This window comes from Streptomyces calidiresistens, assembly GCF_014141525.1.
GTDB classification, from domain to species: domain Bacteria; phylum Actinomycetota; class Actinomycetes; order Streptomycetales; family Streptomycetaceae; genus Streptomyces; species Streptomyces calidiresistens.
Genome location: NZ_VKHS01000343.1, coordinates 1 through 5,610, shown reverse-complemented (window position 1 = coordinate 5,610; position 5,610 = coordinate 1). Strand labels below are relative to the sequence as shown.

Annotated in this window: 5 protein-coding genes; all 5 read right to left on the bottom strand. The window is 70.6% G+C overall.

Going from position 1 to position 5,610, the window contains the following annotated elements:
- Nucleotides 1–7 precede the first annotated feature (7 nt).
- The gene (locus FOE67_RS14945; protein ID WP_438874223.1) at nt 8–1,030 is read right to left on the bottom strand and encodes a deoxyribonuclease IV; all 1,023 of its coding nucleotides are present in this window, start codon (nt 1,028–1,030) and stop codon (nt 8–10) included.
- A 142-nt stretch (nt 1,031–1,172) separates the two neighbouring features.
- A complete protein-coding gene (locus FOE67_RS14940) occupies nt 1,173–1,787 on the bottom strand; it encodes a hypothetical protein (RefSeq protein WP_182664475.1) in 615 nt (204 codons plus the stop codon).
- Nucleotides 1,784–3,046, bottom strand: a complete 1,263-nt coding sequence (locus FOE67_RS14935) for a DUF7224 domain-containing protein (RefSeq protein ID WP_182664473.1) — start codon at nt 3,044–3,046, stop codon at nt 1,784–1,786. The genes FOE67_RS14940 and FOE67_RS14935 overlap by 4 nt, the downstream gene beginning before the upstream one ends.
- Complete coding sequence (locus FOE67_RS14930) at nt 3,034–3,891, bottom strand: ATP-binding cassette domain-containing protein (RefSeq protein ID WP_323384951.1); 858 nt, start codon at nt 3,889–3,891, stop codon at nt 3,034–3,036. The genes FOE67_RS14935 and FOE67_RS14930 overlap by 13 nt, the downstream gene beginning before the upstream one ends.
- A 668-nt stretch (nt 3,892–4,559) precedes the next feature.
- Nucleotides 4,560–5,321, bottom strand: a complete 762-nt coding sequence (locus FOE67_RS14925) for a transglycosylase SLT domain-containing protein (protein ID WP_323384950.1) — start codon at nt 5,319–5,321, stop codon at nt 4,560–4,562.
- Nucleotides 5,322–5,610: the final 289 nt, after the last annotated feature.

Here is a 5,610-nt window from a genome sequence, read left to right as displayed (position 1 = left end):
CCCCGGATCAGCCGCGTCCCCCGCCGGTCGGACGCGACCCCGTCCCGCGACCGCCGGCCCGGCGCGGCGGGTGCTCCTCCCTCGGCACCGGCGGGGGTGTCCGCCCGGCGCGCATCTCCCGCAGCCGTGCCACGTCCCCGGCGTGCCCCTCCGGGCCCCCGGGCGTCTCGATGACCAGCGGTACCCCCTCGGTCGCCGGATGGGCCAGCAACTCGGCGAAGGCGGTGTCGCCGATGTGTCCCCGGCCGATCCGGGCGTGCCGGTCCCGGCGCGAGCCGCGCGGGGCGGCCGAGTCGTTCGCGTGGATCAACCGCAACCGTCCCGGTCCCACCGCCTCCTCCAGTGCGGTGAGCAACCGGCCGGCGCCGCCCGGCCGGTCCAGGTCGTGGCCGGCCGCGAAGACGTGACAGGTGTCCAGGCACACCCCCACCCGGGGGTGGTGGTCCAGCGCCGCCAGATAGGGGCCGAGGTCCTCCACCAGTGAGCACACCGAGGCGCCCTGCCCGGCGGTGGGCTCCAACAGCAGCATCGGCCCGTCCGGACCGCCGGGCTCCTCCTCCAGCAGCGGCAGCAGGCGCTCGCGCACCGCGGCGAGCCCGGTCTCCCGGTCGCGTCCACCGGTGGCCGAACCGGTGTGCACCACGACCCCCGGGGCCCCGATGTCGGCGGCCCGCCGCAGCGAGTGCCGCAGCGAGACCACCGACCGCTCACCGGTGGTCGCGTCGTGCGAGGCCGGGTTGATCAGGTAGGGGGCGTGCACGAAGACGGACAGGCCCTCCGCGGCGCAGCCGGCCCGGAACTCCTCGTCCTGCGCGGGATCGCCGGTCGGAGTGGCCCAGCCGCGCGGGTTGGCGACGAAGACCTGTACCGTCTCGGCACCCATCCGCCGGGCGTACGCCAGGCCGGTGCGGGCCAGGCCGCCGGCCACCGGGACGTGCCCGCCCAGCGGGTTGCGGCGCCGGGCGGGGTCCGCCGGATCGGCCGGCCGGGCGTCGGTCGGCGCCTCCCGGGCGTTCGTGAGCGGGGGCACCACGTCGGGCGCCCCCCCTTCACCGGAGGGCGCGGGAGGTGGGGAGGGGATCATGGGACACCAGCCTGCCAGGGCGTTCCCGGTGTCCGACACCGAGGGGTCCGCGGCACGGGCGCCTCCGGGAACGGTGGGTCGGGCCCCCTCACCTCCACCCCGTGTACCCCGTGTACCCCGGAAGCGGGGAGTGACGTCCCATCGTCGCCGCCACCCCGAGGGCGAACACCACCCCCGTCGCGATCCCCGCCACCGGGTCGGTGGCGTCCCGCAGGACAACGGTCCACGGGTACGGATGGAGGTCGTTGCCGTACCCCACCAGGGTGACCAGGACGAGCCACCCCACGCACGCCACACCGGAGACCGTCGAACCCGCCATCGCCCCGACCGTCATCGTCAACCCGATGAGGAAGAGAAGGTTGCGCCCGGCGGCCCAGGCCAGAGGGGAGGTGCCGAGGGCATCGATGAGAGCAACGCCGGCCACCGCCAGGGAGCCGAGGACCACCACGGCGAACCCGTCGTACACGCCCACCGGGCGGACGGCGGTGGACTCGGGCGACGGCGGAAAGCGCTGGGCGCAATACGCGAGGGCGAGACATACCGGCACCGGAACGAACAGCATCAACTTGATGGTGGCCGACCCGATGGGAGTGAAGGCCGGTACCGTCGCCCGGTACTCCCCGATCAGTTCGACGGAGAGGAGGAAGAGCCCGAGGGCGCCGCCCGCCAGCCACCACCGCCTGGTGGTCCACCAGAGGCTCATGCCGACCGCCCCGGGGGTTCGGGGGTGGGGGCGCAGTCGCCCAGCGCTCCGACGGTGGCGTCGAACCACTCCATTTGCTCTTCGCGGGAGAGCTCCAGTACCGGCAGGACCCGGCGGGTCGAAGCGTCCTCCGGCAGGGTTGCCCCGGGGGTTCCCCCGTCCTCGGTGAGGAGCAACAACCAGACGCGGATGTCCTCGTCGCTTCCGACATAGCCGTCGTCGTGCGCGAAGCAGTCGGGGGAGTCGGGAATCGCGCTCCAGGCGATCGTGGCACGCAGGAACTCGTCATCGTGCTCGGGGTGGGGAGCGAAGCGCCACGTGCCCGGAGAAACGGGGGATTCGGCGGAAACGAGTGCCAGGGTGTGCGGGCGATCGAATCCGGCGGCCTCCAGGTCCGCCAACACATCACCGGCGATGCGATGCAGTCGGGGCACCTCTCCGGAATATTCCCCGGGCAGGCAGATCGTCGGGTTGGATTCCGCGCACACCGTGGCACCGGCGCGCGGGGTCGTCGGAGCCCCCGGCCCCCAATCGGCCACCAGTGACCACGCGACCAGGGAGCCGATCACCCCACAGCACACGGCCGTGCCCGCCTCCCGAAGGCTTCGCTCCGCTCCACTCATGAGTGGAAAAAAGGCAAGAGCCAGGGAAACGCTCAGAACAACGGGTGCCGTGAAGGCCGTCACCTCAACGGAGTCGACAACCGAGGACGAGGTGATCTGCATCCCGGAGAGGTGCCTGATCCACATGATGTCCGAAGAGGCGGGTACGGTCATCCAGACATACACCCCGATCAGCATCAAGGGCGCTCCGATCAGCCGAGGCGTCGCACAGCCCACACAGAACCCCAGCAGCGCGTAGGAAACCGTCACCACCGCCGCGGAAGCCAGGGGAAGCAGGTCCCGGGCAGCCGGAAACGCGCCCAGGGTCGACGAAGCGAAAACGAAAGCGATCGCGAAGCTCGTCGAACCGAGGGCCAGAACGGGTGACAACGTGTTCACGAGAATGCGCAGGCGTCCTCGAACCGGAGCGGAAAACCATACTCCTCCCCGGCGGAGTCGCCCCCCTTCCCACGCGGCACAGGCGGAGCAGACGGCGGCCACGACGAAAACGGGGAACGCCGTGGCTTCCGCCACCGCTGTGCCGAATCCGGGCTCGGCGAATCGAGACCACTCGACCACCAGGAAAGCCGTGAGAGCGAACAGAGGGAAAGCGCCCCATACCACGGATGAACTTCGAAGAGCGGTCACGAAAGGCATGGGGACGCTCCTTCCGTCACGCCGTGGTAGGCGGCCTCCGCCACGCGACCGGCAGGAGTTTCGGGAGGAGCTTTTTCCAGAAATTCGGAAACATCGCCGCGGAAGTGGATTCTTCCCCCGAGCATGACGACGACGGAATCATAGGTCGTTTCCAGGTCGGCCACGTCATGGGTGGACAGCACGATGTCGATTCGGCCTCTCAGGCCTCCCAGAACCTTGTGGAACACCCGGCGTTGTCGAGGATCCATTCCGGCTGTCGGTTCGTCGAGCAGAAGGACTTCCGCGTCGTGTACCAGGGCCCGGGCCACTCCCACCCGGCGAAGCTGTCCACCCGAGAGTTCGGAAACCCGACTGTCGGCCTGATGGGTGAGATCCACTTGGGCCAGCGCCCACGAGGCCTTCTCCGCGGCTGCATCCTTGCCAAGCCCCTTGAGCCATCCCGCATAGGCCACCTGCTCAACCACTCGCAAACCGGGGACACAGTCGATGTTCTGGGGCATCCAGGCAACTCTGCGGCGGTACGGGCCACGGTCACGGCGGGACCGGGTGTCGAGTTCTCCGAGACGTACCGACCCCTTCCTCGGCAGGAGAGCGGAGGAGCCGATCTTCAGTAGAGTGCTCTTTCCCGCCCCATTCGGGCCGAGCAATACGGTGTTACCGGAGGGAAAGGTGAAGTCGAGCGAGGACAACACGGCGCCCCTCCGGGAGTAACCGAAGGAGCAGTTCACGTATTGAATCGGCATTGTTTTCTTTCCGTGGGTGTGGGGGTGCGAATCAGGCCGCACCCCCACCCCGCCGGTATGAATGACAACCCGTGGCGCCACCGGGTGGGCGCGCTGCTCCATGTCTCTTTGAGGATATGCGGAGGCCGATGGAGTCGCTCCGGGGGAGATTATCGCAAGAGTGGCGGAGGGAACGACTATCCGGGTGCTCCGGAGGTTCTTGCCTCCGCGAGGCGAATTGCGTTGAATCGAGCACGTCTGAAGCTTGTGTGACCCCGGGCTCCCGGGTGCTCGGGCGTGGGTTCCACCGGATCATGGCTGGAATCGGGATGGTGATGGGCCGGAACCCCACCCTTCCCCCGAGGATTGGGGAGGAGTGGGGATTCCGCATGCGGTGATTCCGGGGATTTCGGTGATTCCGGTGGTGGCGCTGCCGGTCGTCGGTGGTGCCGGGTCGAGCGGCGGCACCGACTCACCGGCCTCGACCGTGCACGAATCCCCTCATCGTCTGTTCTGCTCCCGCCGGAGAGTCCGCCGGTCGTCGATGGACCCGGGTTCGATCGGGGCGGTGGTCGCCCTTCACGTCCACCCGGCCGGGGCGTACGTGCCCGCTGCACCGACCGGCGGGCGACACGGGACGCGTGGTGTCGACCGGGGCCAACGGTCGGCACCACGCGCCCCTCGCACGGAAACGGGGCCGGCCCGAACGCCGGGAGCGTTCGGGCCGACCCCGTCACCCCCGCCGATCGGCGGGGTCGGGTGGATCGGATCCCGTGATCCGGTGGGACGGATCAGTACGGACCGTTGACGTTGTCGATCGAGCCGTAGCGGTGCGCGGCGTAGTTGGCCGCCGCCACCAGGTTGGCCACCGGGTCGTACAGGTCGTACGGGGTGCCCGGCACGTGGTAGGCGTCGAAGGTCGGCTGGATGACCTGGAGCAGACCGATCGACGGGGTGCCGTTCTGCGCGTTGATGTCCCAGAGGTTGATGGCGTTGGGGTTGCCGCTGGACTCCCGCATGATGTTGCGGTGCAGGCCCTCGTAGGTGCCGGGTATGCCGTGGAAGGCCATGATGTCCAGCGCCTCGCGGATCCAGCCGTCCAGGTCGTCGGTGTAGACCTTGTAGCCCTCGGCGTCCGTGGTCACCCCGGTGGGCACCGCCGTGGCCGCGGCCGTCGGCGCGCTCGCCGCCACCGCGGTCACGGCCTCGCGTGACGCGGAGCGGTCCGCCGCCCGCTCGGCCTCCTCCGCCTCCCGTGCCTCCTCGGCCGCGGCGCGGGCCTCCTCCGCCTCCCGTGCCTCCTCGGCCTCGCGGTGGGCGGTGGCGTCGGCGTGCGCGATCACGGCGTGCCGCTCGACGGCGTGCTCCCGGACGGCGTCCGTCCACTGCCGCTCCACCGCCTCGCGGTGCTCCGCGATCGCCCCGTCGTCCACCAGGGCGCGGGCCACGGGGGAGGTGGCCACGGACTCGGCGCCCGTCGTGTTCGCCCCCGCCGGGAGCAGCGGGACCGTCAGGGCCAGGGCCGCCGCGCCGAGGACGGTCGCCGCTGTCACCCGACCCCTGCCGGTCACGGCCGTGATCGCCGGGACGGTGGGGAGACCGGGGGTGCGCCGGTGTCGCGGGGAGCGGTGAGCGGGCATGGGGGGTTACCTCGTGTTCGTCGCGTTCGGGGGATGCACCGGGAGGGTCCCGGCGACGTCGCGAGGAATTGGTAACAGTGCCCCCAAGAGGCGGTAAAGCGGACTTTTTACTACGCGGGATAGTGGGGTCGACGCGTGCGGGGGGCTCCCCGGGGGAGCCGGGACCAAGGTCCCGGGAGGGTCGGATTCGCCGCCCCGGCGC